General features: G+C 35.4%; 15 protein-coding genes. 3 read left to right on the top strand and 12 right to left on the bottom strand.

The features are described from left to right. Position 1 precedes the first annotated feature (1 nt). Genes CHB58_RS05035 through CHB58_RS04980 form a run of 12 tightly spaced genes read right to left on the bottom strand, consistent with a single transcriptional unit; the run spans position 2 to position 12,080 of the window. Positions 2-652 carry a flagellar hook assembly protein FlgD gene (locus CHB58_RS05035; RefSeq protein WP_089323018.1) on the bottom strand — a complete coding sequence of 217 codons (651 nt, stop codon included), beginning with the start codon at positions 650-652 and terminating at the stop codon, positions 2-4. Beyond that, positions 627-1,952 (bottom strand): FliI/YscN family ATPase, encoded by a 1,326-nt coding sequence (locus tag CHB58_RS05030; protein WP_089323017.1) that lies wholly within the window; start codon positions 1,950-1,952, stop codon positions 627-629. The genes CHB58_RS05035 and CHB58_RS05030 overlap by 26 nt, the downstream gene beginning before the upstream one ends. Next, the gene (locus tag CHB58_RS05025) at positions 1,918-2,577 is read right to left on the bottom strand and encodes a FliH/SctL family protein (protein ID WP_089323016.1); all 660 of its coding nucleotides are present in this window, start codon (positions 2,575-2,577) and stop codon (positions 1,918-1,920) included. The genes CHB58_RS05030 and CHB58_RS05025 overlap by 35 nt, the downstream gene beginning before the upstream one ends. Next, a complete protein-coding gene (gene fliF / locus CHB58_RS05020; RefSeq protein WP_089323015.1) occupies positions 2,564-4,177 on the bottom strand; it encodes a flagellar basal-body MS-ring/collar protein FliF in 1,614 nt (537 codons plus the stop codon). Before fliF ends, CHB58_RS05025 begins: the two co-directional genes overlap by 14 nt. Before the next feature lie 27 nt (positions 4,178-4,204). Then, positions 4,205-4,501, bottom strand: a complete 297-nt coding sequence (gene fliE, locus CHB58_RS05015) for a flagellar hook-basal body complex protein FliE (RefSeq protein WP_089323014.1) — start codon at positions 4,499-4,501, stop codon at positions 4,205-4,207. Positions 4,502-4,516: 15 nt separating this feature from the next. Further along, positions 4,517-4,927, bottom strand: coding sequence for a flagellar basal body rod protein FlgC (flgC, locus tag CHB58_RS05010; RefSeq protein WP_089323013.1), 411 nt, complete (start codon positions 4,925-4,927; stop codon positions 4,517-4,519). A gap of 5 nt (positions 4,928-4,932) precedes the next feature. Further along, positions 4,933-5,304, bottom strand: coding sequence for a flagellar basal body rod protein FlgB (gene flgB / locus CHB58_RS05005; RefSeq protein WP_089323012.1), 372 nt, complete (start codon positions 5,302-5,304; stop codon positions 4,933-4,935). Position 5,305: 1 nt separating this feature from the next. Beyond that, entirely contained in the window at positions 5,306-7,258 is a 1,953-nt protein-coding gene (locus tag CHB58_RS05000) for a tetratricopeptide repeat protein (protein WP_089323011.1), read from the bottom strand. Positions 7,259-7,260: 2 nt separating this feature from the next. After that, a complete protein-coding gene (locus tag CHB58_RS04995) occupies positions 7,261-9,399 on the bottom strand; it encodes a hypothetical protein (RefSeq protein ID WP_089323010.1) in 2,139 nt (712 codons plus the stop codon). A 33-nt stretch (positions 9,400-9,432) separates the two neighbouring features. After that, positions 9,433-10,044 (bottom strand): sigma-70 family RNA polymerase sigma factor, encoded by a 612-nt coding sequence (locus CHB58_RS04990; protein WP_089323009.1) that lies wholly within the window; start codon positions 10,042-10,044, stop codon positions 9,433-9,435. Between the two features lie 3 nt (positions 10,045-10,047). Further along, positions 10,048-10,911, bottom strand: a complete 864-nt coding sequence (locus tag CHB58_RS04985) for a MinD/ParA family protein (protein ID WP_089323008.1) — start codon at positions 10,909-10,911, stop codon at positions 10,048-10,050. Then, positions 10,908-12,080 (bottom strand): flagellar biosynthesis protein FlhF, encoded by a 1,173-nt coding sequence (locus tag CHB58_RS04980; protein WP_089323007.1) that lies wholly within the window; start codon positions 12,078-12,080, stop codon positions 10,908-10,910. Before CHB58_RS04980 ends, CHB58_RS04985 begins: the two co-directional genes overlap by 4 nt. 129 nt (positions 12,081-12,209) lie before the next feature. On the opposite strand from CHB58_RS04980, the gene leuS reads away from it, so the two are divergent. The 3 genes from leuS to yedF are packed head-to-tail and all read left to right on the top strand — an operon-like array spanning position 12,210 to position 16,051. After that, on the top strand, positions 12,210-14,957 hold the full coding sequence (gene leuS / locus CHB58_RS04975; RefSeq protein WP_089323006.1) for a leucine--tRNA ligase: 2,748 nt from the start codon (positions 12,210-12,212) through the stop codon (positions 14,955-14,957). Then, positions 14,941-15,474, top strand: coding sequence for an LPS assembly lipoprotein LptE (gene lptE, locus CHB58_RS04970; RefSeq protein ID WP_180706439.1), 534 nt, complete (start codon positions 14,941-14,943; stop codon positions 15,472-15,474). The genes leuS and lptE overlap by 17 nt, the downstream gene beginning before the upstream one ends. Continuing rightward, complete coding sequence (yedF, locus tag CHB58_RS04965; RefSeq protein ID WP_089323005.1) at positions 15,458-16,051, top strand: sulfurtransferase-like selenium metabolism protein YedF; 594 nt, start codon at positions 15,458-15,460, stop codon at positions 16,049-16,051. The genes lptE and yedF overlap by 17 nt, the downstream gene beginning before the upstream one ends. Positions 16,052-16,056 lie beyond the last annotated feature (5 nt).

Below are 16,056 nucleotides of genomic sequence, written 5' to 3'. Positions count from 1 at the left end.
CTTATCCTCCTATACCAATAAGGTTAGAGTTTTCTATTGTAAAGCTTGAAGTGTTAAGAACAATATTCCCTTGTGTATCCTTCTCTACACCTATTATAAGTGCCTGACTTATAACAGTAGCATCAACAGGATTTCCATTTAAAGTTGCTTCAATACTAACAGTGTAATAACCATCAGGAAGGTCAGGATTTTCAATAGAGATAGGATAATCAACCCCTCCCTGAAGATTGTAGAGGGTCTTTGTTTCAACCACACTGCCTGTACTGTCAAGAATAGTTATCTTAACAGTATCAGCAGATGAAGCAAGTTTTATATCAGCATATCCAACGCCGTTTTGAACGTATGTCTGATTTCCCTCATATTTAACCAGCTTACCTATCAAAGAAGAAGCTGTTAAAAGAGCGTTCGCCTGATTTGCAGCAAGAAGTTGTTCAACACTCTGCTGAAAAGTATTATAAGATTCAAGCTCCTTAAGTTTTACCGTATTATCAATAAACTCAGAGATATCCTTTGCCTCAAGGGGATCCTGCCACTGGAGATCTGCAAGAAGAACCTTCAAAAAATCTTCCTGAGACATTTTTGCATTGTCATAATTTGCATCTACAACTTTAACCTGACTATCAGGATTATAGGTTACTCCAGGTATATCCATACTTTCCTCCCTCACTTGCTATATATTCTATCAAACTTTTCAAAGAGGAAAAACTTTCATCAAGAGAAACCTTACAGTTCACCCCCTGTTTTAAAAACTCTTCCATTTTATCATGAACAGCTATAGCAAGGTCAATTTTTGGATTTGTTCCTTTCTTGTAAAGACCAAGATTTACCATATCAAGACTTTCTCTGTACGTTGATTCAAGATCTATAAAAAGAGATTGCCACCTTAAAACCTGTTCATCAACAAGTTGAGGTGTTAATCTGCTTATACTTTTTAAAACATCTATAGCAGGGAATATTCTTCTATTTGCAAAAGCTCTTGAAAGGACTATATGGCCATCAAGATAACCAACAGCTGCATCTGCAACAGGGTCAAGGGCTATTTCATCCCCTTCCACAAGAACAGTATAAATTCCTGTTATACTGCCCTGACCTGCAAAGTTTCCGGCTCTCTCTATCACCTTTGCAAGAAGAGAGAAAACAGATGGAACATAACCTTTCGTTGTAGGCGGTTCTCCAACGGTAAGCCCTATCTCCCTTTGAGCCATAGCAAGCCTTGTAAGAGAATCTACAAGCAGCAAAACATTACTTCCCTGCGAACAGAAATATTCAGCAATCGCACACCCTGCAAGAACAGCACGAATCTTTGCAAGAGGTGGCTGATCTGAAGTTGCAACCACTACAACAGATTTTCTAAGGCCATCTTCACCAAGATTATCCTCTATAAACTCTCTTACTTCCCTGCCCCTTTCACCAACAAGCACAATAACATTCACATCAGCTTCGGTATATCTTGCTATCATTCCAAGAAGTGTACTTTTCCCAACCCCAGCACCAGAAAAAATACCGATACGCTGTCCCTTGCCTACCGTTAAAAGTCCATTTATACTTCTTATTCCAAGGTCAAGAGGCTCTCTTATCCTATCTCTTCTAAGAGGATTAACGGTCTCCCCCTGAAGATAGGTAAAGTCGGTATAGGTGATCTTTTCTTTGTTCAGAGGATTACCAAAAGGATCTATAACTGTACCAAGAAGTTCCCGAGAAACTCCTATTCTTACAGAACCAGGTTTTGGTTCTATCTCACTTCCAACACTTATACCGGTAGTATCAGAATAAGCCATAAGAAGAGTTTTTCCATTTTTGAAACCAACAACTTCCGTCTCAACTCTACCATCTATCTTACAAAAATCTCCAAGACAAACCTTAGGCAAAACACTTTCTATAAGAGGCCCTTTAACCCCTACAACTTTTCCTTTTATCTTATACCTGGGAAGATTTTTTAATCTCTCTTTCAATTTCTTCTCTCAAAAGAGCAAGTTTTTCTCTCAAATCATGAACAACCGAAAAATCTTTAAACCTTACAACAAAATCACCATCTTTGATATTTTCATTAACTTTAACTGTTAAGCCTTCTACATCCTTTAAAATCTCTGCAAACTTCTCTGAAACCTCTATTGATACAGGCTCTGATTCCATTTTAAAATCATCTATAACTTCCTGCAATTTTTCCTTTAAATAAGAAAGATTTGAATCCTGAATAAATAAAAATTCAAATATCTCTTCAAGTGACTCTGAAACCGCCTCAAGTATCCTTCTTCCAAGTTTTATATTTTCTTCCTTAAGAGAAAAAGCCAATTGCTTAAACTCTCTTTTTAGAAGATCTATCTCTTTTTTTAAGTTATCTTCATAATTTCTTTTCTCACTTTGCAAAACCTTTTTATAAAACTCTTCTGCTTCCCTTCTGCCAGACTCATACCCATGCTTAAACGCTTTTTCCCTTTCCTCCTTCAAACGGCTCTCATAATATTTTTTCAACTCCTCAAGCTTCTTCTCGTAAAGCTTTTCTACATCCTCACTCTGTCTCGTTTTATCATCAAAATTTGAAATAAACAACGTGGAAAAATCATCAAGATTTAACATCTACCTTTTCCCCTAACCATTCTTTAACAAGTTGAACAATAAGCTCTGGATGATCTTTAGCTATATCAAGAATTTTAATATACGATGGGTCAGATTTTATATCAAGACTTTCTATCTCTTTTCGCTCTTTTTCCATTTTTTCTTCAGCTGTTTCAGATGCAACTCCATAAGCTTTCACAGCTTCAGCAGTAGAGATTCCTAAAGGTTGAATCTCAGCCTGCTTTTTTCTTTTTCTTAAAATCAAGAAAATCACAATACCTGCGAAAATTATAAAAACAACTCCCCCAATAACAAGATAAATTATTGGAAAAGTTTCCGCTTTCACAACCTGAATCTGAGATTTAGGAGCTTCAAAAGGAACACTTACAACTGTAACCTTATCCCCTCTCTTCTGGTCAAAACCGACAACACTCTTTATCAGATTTTCATAAGTTTTAAGCTCTTCCGGAGAGCGGGGAATAAACTCTTCAGTCCCATTAGCTCCCTTTTTATACCTTCCATCTATTAAAACACCAACACTTATCTTTTTTATGATAAAAATCGGTGCTACTTTTTTCTCAACCGTCTTTGACACATCATAATTTGTAGTTACATCTTTTTTCTCTCTGCTATTTCTTATCTGACCATTTCCCTGATTGGAAATTACAGGAGGAACATTTGTCCCTGTTCCAGGAACTCCAGCTGTTTTGTTTTCAACACCAAGCTCTTTTTCCTGAATTTTTCTTTCACTTACCACCGCAGTCATATCAGGATCGTAGATTTCCGACTGCTTTTCAAGCTTACCTGTCTCTATCTCAACGGTAGCTCTGGCAATAACTTTGTTTGAGCCAAGAGCCTTTGAAAGCATACTTTCTACTTTCCTTTCAATCTCTCTCTCAAGTTGCCTTTTTATCTGTATCTCTTTATTTGTATCTCCTACAACATCGTCTTCCTGAATAAGGTCTGAAAGAACACGTCCCCTATTATCTGCAACCGTAACATTTTCAGGCTTCAGCCCGGGAACAGCATGAGAAACAAGGAAAACTATAGCTTTTACCTGCTCTTTTGTTAAATCTTTACCAGGCCACAGCTTTAGAATAACAGAAGCTTTCGGCTCATCAGTATCTCTGACAAAAACAGAATCTTTCGGTAAAGCTATATTAACCTTACTACTCCAGACAGCGTCAATTCTATTGATAGTTCTTTGAAGCTCTCCTTCAAGAGCCCTTATATATTCTATGTGCTCTTGAAACTGGGTAATTCCAAGCTTTGGTTCATCAAATATCTCAAATCCTACAATCTTTCCAGAAGGAAGTCCTTTAGCAGCAAGTTTTAACCTGATATCATAAACCTTGTCTTTCGGAACCATAATTATACTTCCGTTCCCCTCCACTTTATACGGCACCTTCTCTTCCTGAAGAACAGTAAGAATACTTCCAGCATCATCCGGACTTAAATGGGAATACAGAACAGCATAGTCAGTAGTGGATGTCATTTTAACCAGAGAAACTGTTAAAAAGGATAAAACAGCAAGAATACCAATCAAAATAGCAACATTCCTAATGGAAAAATACTTATTGAAAATCTCCTGAAATCTATCTACTAAATTTTTTGATTCCACTAAAATAACCCCTATCCTTTAGCTAAATTAAACCTGCATTCTCATTATTTCCTGATAGCTTTCAAGAGCTTTGTTTCTTATTTCAACAAGAAGCCTTAAAGAAATTTCTGACTTTGAAATTGTATAGAGCAACTCTTCAAAATTCTCAACATTACCGTTCATAATCTTCTCTTCCGCCTGTGAAGCGGCATTCAAATCGTTATTCACATCTTTTATAAAATCCTCAAGTAACTCCGTAAAAGATGTTTTACTTCTATTGGAAGAAGTTTCTGAAACGCCTGATAAAAGACTTCCCTTTATAGAACCTAAACCGTTAATTTTCATCTCTTTCCCCTTAAATTACGCTCTTAAAATCTCAAGGCTTGAAGTTAACATATTTTTATGAGTATTAAATGCAGTAAGATTTGCCTCATAACTTCTCATAGCAGAAACCATATCCACCATCTCTTTTAAAGGATCAACATTTGGAAGTGTAACATAACCATCTTTATCAGCAAGAGGATTATTAGGATCATATTTCATCTTAAAAGGAGATTCATCATAGGCAATCTCTTTGACCCTTACCTCATTTAAAGGGATATTTCCTTCTTTAACAAGCACTGATTCAAAAACAGGTACTTTCCTCCTATAAGGCTCTCCTGTTACAGGATTGATAGCATTTGCATTGGCAAGATTACTTGAAGCCACATCTATCCTGATTCTTTGAGCACTCATCCCTGTCAAAGAGATTTCAAGTCCCTTAAAAAGCATCCCCGCTACCTCCCTGTAATACTAACTTTCATTTTGGTAAGCTCTTTCTTAAGTGCCTGAACAAGCGTTCTATACATGATAGCAGATTCAGCCAGCTTCCCAAGTTCTTCATCAACATTAACCTTATTCTTATCATAACCTGAATATTTATTTAACTCCTCAATTTTAAATTTCTTTTCCTCTTCAGGAAAAGGATCTATATGTTTTTGATCTGTCTTTTTAAGTTTTAACGTTTGCTCCGTTAAATGCTTTTCAAATACAAGATCTTTTGGAACATAGTTTGGTGTATCAGCATTAGCTATATTACCCTGTATCACTTTCGAGCGTTCAAGGTAAAAGGAAGCCATTTCTGAAATACTGTCAAGCTTTTTCCACATATCACTCTCTCCCCAGATTCTTCATAAGAATCTGATCCCCATAAATCACTCGGGCAATCTCACTTAAAGTATCCTTGCACATTTTCACCTTCGGTAAAATAGCCTTTGCAGGCTCTATTTTATCAAGTCTTGAAAAAGATATAAGCTGAGCAGCACTTAAAAAACAGTTGTTCCCTGTTTCTTTTATCATATCAATTACACTTAAACAAGTGTTATATCTATTATGCATTAGCAATTGAGAAATAAGCTTATATACCGCCAATTTTAATATCGGATCTTTTTTATAGTAGGCTTTAACAAGAGCGCTATTACTTTCAAACAAAGAAACCGCTCTGTTAAGTTTCCCATCTTCAAGATTTACAATAATCTTAAAGGCAACAACATCCACATCGTTAGATGGACATTTTTTTGATAATTTTAAAAGAAGAGGCTTTACCTGCTTAATAGGTTCTTTCAAGAAGAGTTTGTTTTTTATCAAAAGCTTATAGTACATACAATTCTTTTCTCTCACTTTTTGAAGTATTTCGATAGATTCTTCAAAATCTTTACTTTCCATAAGTGCTTCTGCAAGGAGAAGAAGGTCTTTATCATTCTGCCATTTTTTCGCAATATACCTGATAAGGGAAAGCTTCAAATCTCTTTCATTACATCTGCCAAGAGCATATGCTATATGAATAAGTGTTTCCTTATCAAAAACTTCCTTAAAAAATTCTGGGTTCGCCTTGTATAAAGAACACATTTTTTCATCATCCAATCTTAAAATTAACGGTTTCCATTGAGAAAAGATAAACTCCTTCTGCTCATATTTAAGCTGACCAGGAAAAATTAAAGAAAGCTCCCATTTAAGCTGTTTAAACAACTTTCTACTCTTACTCTTTAAAACAAAACTCCCAAAATCAGCAAGAGCAAAGGCACCAAGATAGGTATCTCTTGAATGAATAAGAGTTTTTATCACAAATTTCAGCGGATTTTTAAAATCTTCTACTTGAGTGCTTTGAAGATGATACTTTAAAACTTTATCTTTATCCATCATCGCTATCAATTTTAATTTTGCAATCACAGCCTCTTTAGAATCTGGATAAGAAGTCACCAGGTCGTAATAGGTGGCACTTGCAAGTTTCCTTTCACCTTTTCTTAATTCTGCATCCCCTAATCTTAAAATAGCTTTTCTTATAACTGCTTTATCTCTGGTAAAACTTATTATTCTTTTAAAAAGCTGTTCAGCAAGCTTATAGTTTCCCTGCCTATAAATATTTTCTGCAACAATGTAATAGTATTCAGGATTTTCTATTAAGTAAGCTTCATTTCTTCTGTATGTCTCAAAAAAGTACTTAAAAGCTTCATCATACTTACCTTTGCTAAAAAGTATCAATCCTCTTAAAAATCGTAACTCATCTTTATCCTTTTCTGTTAAAGGTGATGTTGAAAGGAGAATATAGTACTCATCAATAATATCCGGTCTTTTCAGAAAAACGGCACACCTTAAAATTCCCATTACAGTTCTAACCTGCTGCCTATCGTTTTTCGCTTTAAGAAAAGCAACCCTATAAATATCAAGCCCTTTATCGTAAAATCCTAAATTTTCATATATATGAGCTTTTGTGTAGTAGTAATCCCACGATGGCTGCTTTACAGAGTTAAAATAAAGCTGTAGAAAATCAAGTGCTTGCCATAAATACTGTTTATTCCCGGTTTTGATTCCTATTTTCATATAAGTCTTCGCAAGCATGAAGAGAGCTTTTCTATAGTATTCCCCTCTCTTTTTATCCCTGGCCAGAAGTTTTAAAAAATATTCAAGAGCAGTGTTATAAGAACCTATTTTGTATTGCTTAATTCCTCTTTCAAGGAGTATTTTAGGTTTATTAATTAAGATTTGAGTGTTATTATCTACTGTTTTCCCATAAGAAGGAAGAAGAAAACCTAAAAACAGCAACAGCGATATAAAAAACCTCACCTTCAAACCCTTAATTCTAAAGAAGATGACTCTCTAACTTCATCGGAAAACACAGTTTCTGAATAAATCTCTTTACCTTTATTCTTTATTTTAACTTTAAGACCGGAAAGATTTGAATTTCTCAGTATCTCTCTTATCTCATCTTTCAAATCAGCAAAACTAAAGGTAACATGGGGTATCTCTATCGTAACATTTATAAATCTTTTTATCATCTTCGCTTTAACTCTTAAATCTTCAAACTGGGCTGAAAGAACAAACCTTTCTGAAACAGGATTACTTGAACTGTTACCTTGAAAACTACCACCATGGTTATTGTAGTTTGCTCCACCATTATCAGAGTAACTACTTGAAGAGCCGGCAGTAGCTACACTATGAAAATTTTGCCTTTGAAAGGAAACATCTGTAAAATGTGTTTCATGGCTTAAACTACGCCTATCTATGTCAAAGTGTCTATCGGTTAACCTATTTGTTATAAACGATTCAAACTTATGCTCTACCGGTCTAAAACTCCTATTTTCCACATCTGCACCAAACTTCATAACTTTTCTTCTATAGTTTTCTTCTGAAAAATTCTTAATCTTTCCTTTTCTATCTGCACTAAAAATACCTTTTTCTGTATTTTTTTCTTTAGATTCTATGCTTTTTTCACTCCCTACAATCTGTACTCTTTTAAACTTTTCATTTAAGTTGTTTTTCATATTAGAATACACCTGCAACTCTTGAGATTGAATGTCAATCCCTGTGTTTTGCAAAGCTCTAATTTCAGGTCTTCTTGAAGAAATCTTTTCAAGACCACTCTCAATCTGCAAACTTTTAGTTTTCAATTCCACAACTTTTATATCTTTCTTTTTTCCTTCAAGCTCTAATTTATCAATAGCTTTCTCAATTAAATTTTTTTTCGAAGTTTTCTTAGAATCATCAAAACTTGCAAATTTATCACTAACCACCCGTTTATCGACTAAATTCTCCATCAAATTTTTATCTTCAGCAAAAACTTCACGTTCACTTCCCTCTTTTCCTGAAATTACAATCTGGCTATCTTTAACTTTTGTTTTTGTATTACTTACGGTATTTTTACCAAATGTTTCTACAAAATCCACATTGCCGTATCTCTTGGAATGAACAATTTTTCTATAATCATTTTCCTCTAACTTCTTTGCTCGTGTTTCAGCAGAAACATTAATAGTAAGTTTATTTTTACGGGTATCGTTACCACTATAAAAACCTTTATCCACAGGCATAAACTTAGCACCAACGGAAACCTGCTCATTTCTTTCAGCTATTCCCAAAAAACTGCTATCCATTTTCTTTTTTCTTATTTCTGATTTCATACCCTTAAAATTTCTTTTTTCATCTTCTATAATCTTTTTCCCTCTGTTATCAGGATATTTAATTTCACTTTTATCTCCGCCAGAAACAGAAAAAGCTTTTCTTTCAATCTTAAAAAAAGAATCTTCTGTTTTACTCTGTTCAAAATTTACAAAATTTCCATCTTTTCTCTTTGCAGCCTTAGATAAGACAAAGGAAAAAATTTTACTGTTTTCTGCTAAAACTTCATCCTCTTTTAAATCACTATTGACTTCTGAGAGATAAAATTCCTTATTCAAACTCTTATTCTCTAGAGAAGCACTGTCTTGTTGTTTTTTTCTTGAAATCTTTTCAGGAATATCGTCTATTTTAAGCTTAGGATTAACAGGAGTATTAAATTTAAAGAAAGGACTTCTTCCAGCAGGACCGATCAACTCTTTATAAGAAATCTTTGCTTTTCTAAGTTTTGCTTTTTTAGATTTACTTTCATCAATAAATCTAACATTATTTTTGATTCCAATACTATTACCAGTTCCTTCCTTTATTTTTTTATCAAAATTTATACCAGAACTAACAGCTGTTTTCCCAGAAAAAAGTTGCTTTTTAGTCTCAAATTTATCATTTAAAATGTTTACAAACAGGAAATCAAAAACCCCTTTCTTATTAAATTTCTCTCTTCCCTTTCCTACAAATACATTGCTGTTGGTTATATCTAAGTTGCCATCTAAAATACTGGCAAACAGAGAATCAAACACCCCTCTCTTATTAGCCTTCTCTTTCCCTCTTCCCACAGAAATATTACTGCCGGCTATATCCAAAACTGTCTTTAACATCATAACCCCTGTAAGTATTCCAGGTATTTTCTATTATACATCTTTTTCCAGAATCTTATATAGCTTCTCCATGGCACGCTTTTTTATCTGAGAAATCCTTGAAACAGAAATATTAAGAATCTTTGAAATAGACTTTAAATCAAGCTCCTCAACAAAAAGAAGCTGTAAAATCAGCTTCTCTCTTTCAGAAAGATTATCAAGAGCCCTTGCGAGACGAAACTTCATCTCTTTTAGAATAACATTCTCCTCAGGGGAAACCTCTTCAGACTTCAAAGTATCAGCAATTGTCAATTTATCAGCTCCCTGAAAAAGAAGCTCTTCAATACTAACCATATACATTATTTCAGCCTTTAAATTTTCCACTTCTCCATTTTTTACTTTTTCTCTTGCTCCCCTTGACATAAAATCAAGAGTTCTTAAATAATCAAGAATCTCTCCCCTAATTCTTATATAGGCATACGTAGAAAAATTTGCCTTTGAATTGTCAAAGTTATCAATTGCCTTCATTAATCCTATAACACCTGTATTAACAAGATCATCAAAATCAATAATACCTTCAGGAATTCTTCTATAAATCTTATTAGCAACCTTTTTCACAAGGGGTAAATGTTCTACTACAAGCTCTTTCCTGCTTTTTCCATACATAAATTAACTCTTAATGCCCAAAAATTTCTTCAACTTTTCAAAAAAACCGCTATTTTCCTCTTTCAGAATTTCTCCTGTTTCTCTTGCTGCAATTTCCATAAGAGCCAAAACATACTGATCCTGCGGATTTGAAATGGCAACAGGCTCTCTTTTCCTAACAGCAACCTTTAAATTAAAGGATTCTGGCAAAACTCCAGCCACTTTTGGTCTAAAAGACAAAAAATTCTCACACGATGCTCTCATTCTTTCAAGAATTGAAAATCCTTCATTTTTATTTCTACACATATTTGCAACAATTTTTATACAATCATAGTTATAAAGCTTATATAAAGTTTTTATCAAAGCATAAGCATCGGTTATCGCTGTAGGTTCAGGTGTAGTAATTACATAGGTAACATCTGAAGAAACGGCAAATTTCAAAACATTCTCATTTATCCCGGCAGGAGCATCAAGAATAACATAGTCATAGATATCTGCTATCTTTTCAAGTTTATTTATCACTGTAATGGTATCTATACTTTCAAGTTCCTGAAAAGAATCAATACCTGAAAATCCAAGAAGTATATCAATATTTTCGTAAGTTTGAATCAAATCTCTTATATCTGCTCCTTTCATAAGAAGCTTTAAATTTTTCTCAGGAGAAACCCCAAGAATTACATGCACATTACCAAGCCCTATATCTGCATCAATAAGCAAAACTTTCTTATCAAATCTGTTAGCCAGAAGCCATGAAAAATTAACGGAGAAATTTGTTTTTCCAACTCCACCTTTACCGCTGGAAACGCAGATAAATTTGGCCTTTCTGCTTTTACTCTGATGATGCCTTTCCTTAACAAGCTCTATAAGCTTTTCTGCCTGTATGTTCATAGATCTCCCAGAATATAATCTGCCACTTTCTTAGGTGTTAAAAGTTTTATATCTTCAGGAACTCTCTGTCCTACACTTAAATAGGATAGCGAAAGCTCTGTTTTAACAGGCAGATTAAGTAAAATCCCAGGTTTCCTCGTTTCATCTACTTTTGTTAAAAGCAAAGAGGTTACAGGAAAAATAGCTCTATACCTGTTAACAACTTCTATCGCTTCATCATTGCTATAATTACAACTGATAACAAGATGCACATCCATTCCCCTGTCAGAGCTATAAAGTATCGCCTTTATCTCTCCTAAACGCCAGTAATCATAATGACTTCTTCCAACTGTATCTATCAAAATAACATCCATTTCAGAAAGATTACTGATGGTCTCTCTCAGCCTTTTCCCTTCAGACACAGTAAAAAATGGAATGTTCAAAATATTTGCATACATTCTTGCCTGCTGAATAGCACCAACCTTAAAAGTATCAATACTTATAACCCCAACCTTAAGCTGCTGGTTTATAACAAGGTCAGATGCTATTTTAAAAAGATTTGTCGTTTTTCCAACACCTGTGGGGCCGACAAACGCTATTATTTTTGGAGGATTATCAACCTTAATCCTACCTGTAAATCTTACCTTTACAGAAATCCCTTTCTCCAGGGCCTCTCTAAAAGTAGGCGTACTCAAATCAAGTTTATTGGTTTCAAGGTCAAGGCCGCATGCAGGCTCCACAATCTCTCTGGCAACTTCGGGGAAAACCCCTTTTGACTCAAGAAGTTTTAACAACTCAATAGCATCCCCTGTAAAATCCTGATAAACAGCACCACTTGCGGGAGATAAAGAAGAGGAAAGTGATTGAGATATATGGGACGGGGCTTCCGGTAGAGGAGGCACATATACTTCTTCTGGTTGGTGATTTACAGGAGCTGTTTTTATCTCCTTCTTAAGCTCATTAATCAAGCTTTTTAAACTGTCAAGCTCCTCTTTAAGAGCTTCTGTTTCTCCACTATTTTTATCCTTCTCTTTAAAAAACAACCTGTAAAACTTCTTTTTTGTAAAAGGCAACAAACCCGATTTTGTCTCAACCTGATAGTAAAGAATCTCTATATCGCCACCGTATATGGCTTTGGCTCTCTCTATAAGTGCTTCAAGATTATCTCCTTCAAGAATTTTAACAGACATTCCTCCCTTATCTCCTTGAAAAACGATTTCAGATACAAGTTGTATTATAACCGATTTTAAATTATAAGTTTTCTCCTGTGTGCTATTATTTTTTCTGCATAAATACTTTCAGTTACACGGAGGACCCAAATGTATAAGTTCAAAGAAATAGAAAATAGATGGCAAGAAATCTGGGAAAAAGAGAAACTCTTTAAAGCTGATATAGATGAAAACAAAGAGAAATATTACGTTCTTGAAATGTTTCCCTACCCTTCTGGAAAGATTCACATGGGCCATGTGAGGAACTACTCCATCGGTGATGTAGTGGCACGTTTTAAAAGGATGTTTGGTTACAACGTAATCCATCCGATGGGATGGGACGCTTTTGGCCTTCCCGCCGAAAATGCAGCAATAAACCGGGGAATCCACCCGAAAAAATGGACTTTAAGCAACATAAAATACATGAAAAACCAGCTAAAAAGACTTGGATTCTCTTACGATTGGGACAGGGAAGTGGCAACCTGCCTTCCAGAATATTACAGGTGGAACCAATGGATATTTACAAAAATGCTTGAAAAAGGCATTGCATACAGGGCAAAAACCACCGTAAACTGGTGTCCCACATGCCAAACTGTTTTAGCAAATGAGCAGGTTGAAGACGACGGTGGATGCTGGAGATGCGGAACAACAGTTGAACAGAAAGAGATAGACAGCTGGTATCTCAAAATTACCGACTATGCAGAAGAACTGCTACAGGATCTTGAACTTCTTAAAGGACACTGGCCAGACCCTGTTATAGAGATGCAGAAAAACTGGATAGGTAAAAGTATTGGAGCAAAAGTAAAATTTCCCCTTGAGGAAAAGATAGAAGATGTAGAACATATTGAGGTTTTTACCACAAGACCGGATACCCTTTTTGGTGTAACCTATCTTGTCCTTGCCCCAGAACACCCGCTTGTAGAAAAGCTTACGAAAGAGGAACAGAGAGGAAAAGTAAAAGTATTTGTTGAAAAAATGAGAAAAACCGAAAAAAGAAAAAGAACAACGGGAGAGCTTGAGAAAGAAGGAGTTTTCACAGGCTCTTACGTTATCCATCCATTAACAAATGAAAAGATACCTGTTTATATCGCAAACTTTGTTCTTATGGATTACGGAACAGGAGCTGTAATGTCTGTCCCTGCCCATGACCAGAGAGATTTTGAGTTTGCAAAAAAATACAACCTTCCGATAAAAATCGTTATTACTCCTGAAAACGAAAACATAGATGCAGAAAAACTTGAAGAAGCCTATGAAAAACCCGGAGTAGTTGTTAATTCTGAAAAGTTCACAGGAATGAAAAGCACCGATGCAAAAATTGCAATCACAGAAGAGCTTGAAAAGAAAGGGTTAGGTGAGAAAGCTATCCAGTATAGATTAAGAGACTGGAACATCTCAAGACAGAGATACTGGGGGACACCCATTCCCGTAATCTACTGTGAAAAGTGCGGAATAGTTCCTGTACCTGAAACCGAGCTTCCTGTAAAACTTCCTGAAAACGTTCAATTTACAGGAGAGGGAAATCCTCTTGAAAAGGTTGAAGAATTTGTTAACACAACATGTCCAAAGTGCGGAAACTCTGCCAGAAGAGAAACTGATACAATGGATACATTTTTTGATTCATCATGGTATTTCTTAAGATACTGCTCACCTGAATGTGAAACTCTTCCGTTTAAACCTGAAGAAGCTTCCTATTGGATGGTTGTTGACCAGTATATAGGCGGAATAGAACACGCCGTTCTACATCTTCTATACTCAAGATTCTTTACAAAGGTTTTAAGAGACCTTGGGCTTTTTAAAGCTGATGAAACCCATAAACAGTATAAATTCTTCAAGGCAGGAGAACCTTTTGAAAACCTTCTAACTCAGGGAATGGTTTGTAAAAGGTGGATAAAAGTTAAAACAGCACTTTCCGTTTTAGGCATAAAAGAGGAAGATGATATTTCAAAACTCATAAACGCCCTTGGTGGCAAAAGCGAAAACAAAGGTAAAACGGTAAAAGAGTTTCTCTCTGAAAACAGAATAGGAAACGGTGATAACTTCCTGCTTGTAATCTCAAATGAAGAGATAGCAAAGCAGATAGAAAACTGGAAGGAGAAACTTGAAGAACTTGTAAAAACTCACGGTGAATTATCAAAGATGAGCAAATCTAAACTAAACACCGTAAGTCCTGAAGATATGATAAACCGCTATGGCGCCGATGCAACAAGACTTTACATTCTATTTGCCGCTCCACCAGAAACAGAATTTGAATGGAAAATGGAAGATATTGAAGGTGCTTTCAGATTTTTAAAACGGGTTTTCAACTTTGTTGAGGAAAACGCTTCAATCTTCAGAGAAGATACACCACCTTCAACTCTATCAAAAGCGGGAAAAGAACTCAGAAGAAAAACTCACGAAACCCTTAAAAAGGTAACAGAGGAATTTAATGAAAGATTCAAATTCAACACAGCCATAGCAGCAATCATGGAGCTTTTCAATCTGATTTCAAGGTTTAAACCTGAAACGGGCGGAGATAAAGCCGCTCTAAAAGAAGCCATTGAGTTGATGATAATTATGCTTTCTCCTGTTACTCCGCACATCGCAGAAGAGATGTGGAAAATAACCGGACATAAAACTCTGGTTTCAACACACAGATGGCCGAAAGTTGACGAAGAAGCCCTTATAAAAGAAGAAATAGAACTTCCTGTCCAGATAAACGGAAAGGTAAGAGAAAAAGTAACTGTCCCGGCAGATATTGATGAGGAGAAACTTAAGGAAGTTGTCCTGAGCCTTGAAAAAATTAAAAAGTACACAGAAGGTAAGGAGATTAAAAAGTTTATTTATGTAAAGGGAAGGCTTGTAAATGTGGTTGTTAAATAGAATATTGGTAATTGCTCTCTTAACAGGTGTTGCAGTATCTTCAGGCTGCAGCACCTTAAAATATGCAACAAAAAAAGAAGCGATAAAACACGTTTACATAGCCCCCGTTACAAACAGAACACCAGAAGAGGGAGCGGATATATTTTTCTCAAAAGCGGCAGATGAAGCGTTTTACACAGATTCAAGATTTATGGTTGACATGCAACCTATTCCTGACGAAACTATTATCATAAAACCAACTGTTAAAAACATTTCCAGCTATTCCGTAGGATATAATATTTACGACCAGGCAATAGAGTATAAGATTAACGTAACTGCAACAATAAAACTTATAAAATACGGTTACAAACATCCATTTAAAACATTTACAATAAGTGCTTATGAATTTTACAGTGCAGTTGGTTCTCCATCTGAGGTGGAACAGCGAAAAAAGGAAGCAATAGAAGCAGCAGCTAAAAAAATCTTCAGGGAATTGGGAGAAAAACTACTGGAGGAAGAAAGTGGAAAAAGTAATTGATTGCAAAGGGCTACCCTGCCCAGAACCTGTATTAAAAACCAAACAGGCTCTTGAAGAGATTGAAGAAGGTATTATAACGGTAATAGTTGATAATAAAGCGGCAAAAGAGAACGTAAGTCGGTTTGCCAAAAATAAAGGCTGCACTATTGATGTTAAGGAAAAAGAGGGATTGTTCTACATCACCATAGCAAAAGGATTTACATGCACTCTTCCTGAAGAAAATTCGGAAAAGAAAACAGGAGATTATGCCGTTTTAATAGCCTCCACTTACGTCGGTGAAGATAAAGAGTTGGGAGAAATCCTTATAAAAGGATTTATTAAAACCTTTATAAATGCAGAACCTCTGCCGAAAGGTATCGTCCTTATAAATACCGCCGTTAAGCTTGCGTGTAAAGGCGCAGATAAGGAAATCGTAGAAGCACTGAAAGAACTTGAAGGGAAAGGTGCAAAAATTATCTGTTGCGGAACATGTCTTAACTACTTTAACCTCCTTGACTCTCTTGAAGTTGGAGAGGCATCAAACGCTTACGATGTGGTTCAGTTTTTATCAAACGCAAAAAGCGTTGTAAGGCTTTAGTGGAG

The organism is Desulfurobacterium atlanticum, from assembly GCF_900188395.1.
GTDB lineage: Bacteria > Aquificota > Aquificia > Desulfurobacteriales > Desulfurobacteriaceae > Desulfurobacterium_A > Desulfurobacterium_A atlanticum.
The sequence above is the reverse complement of the archived record's forward strand: the minus strand, read 5'-3'. Positions and strand labels throughout refer to the sequence as shown.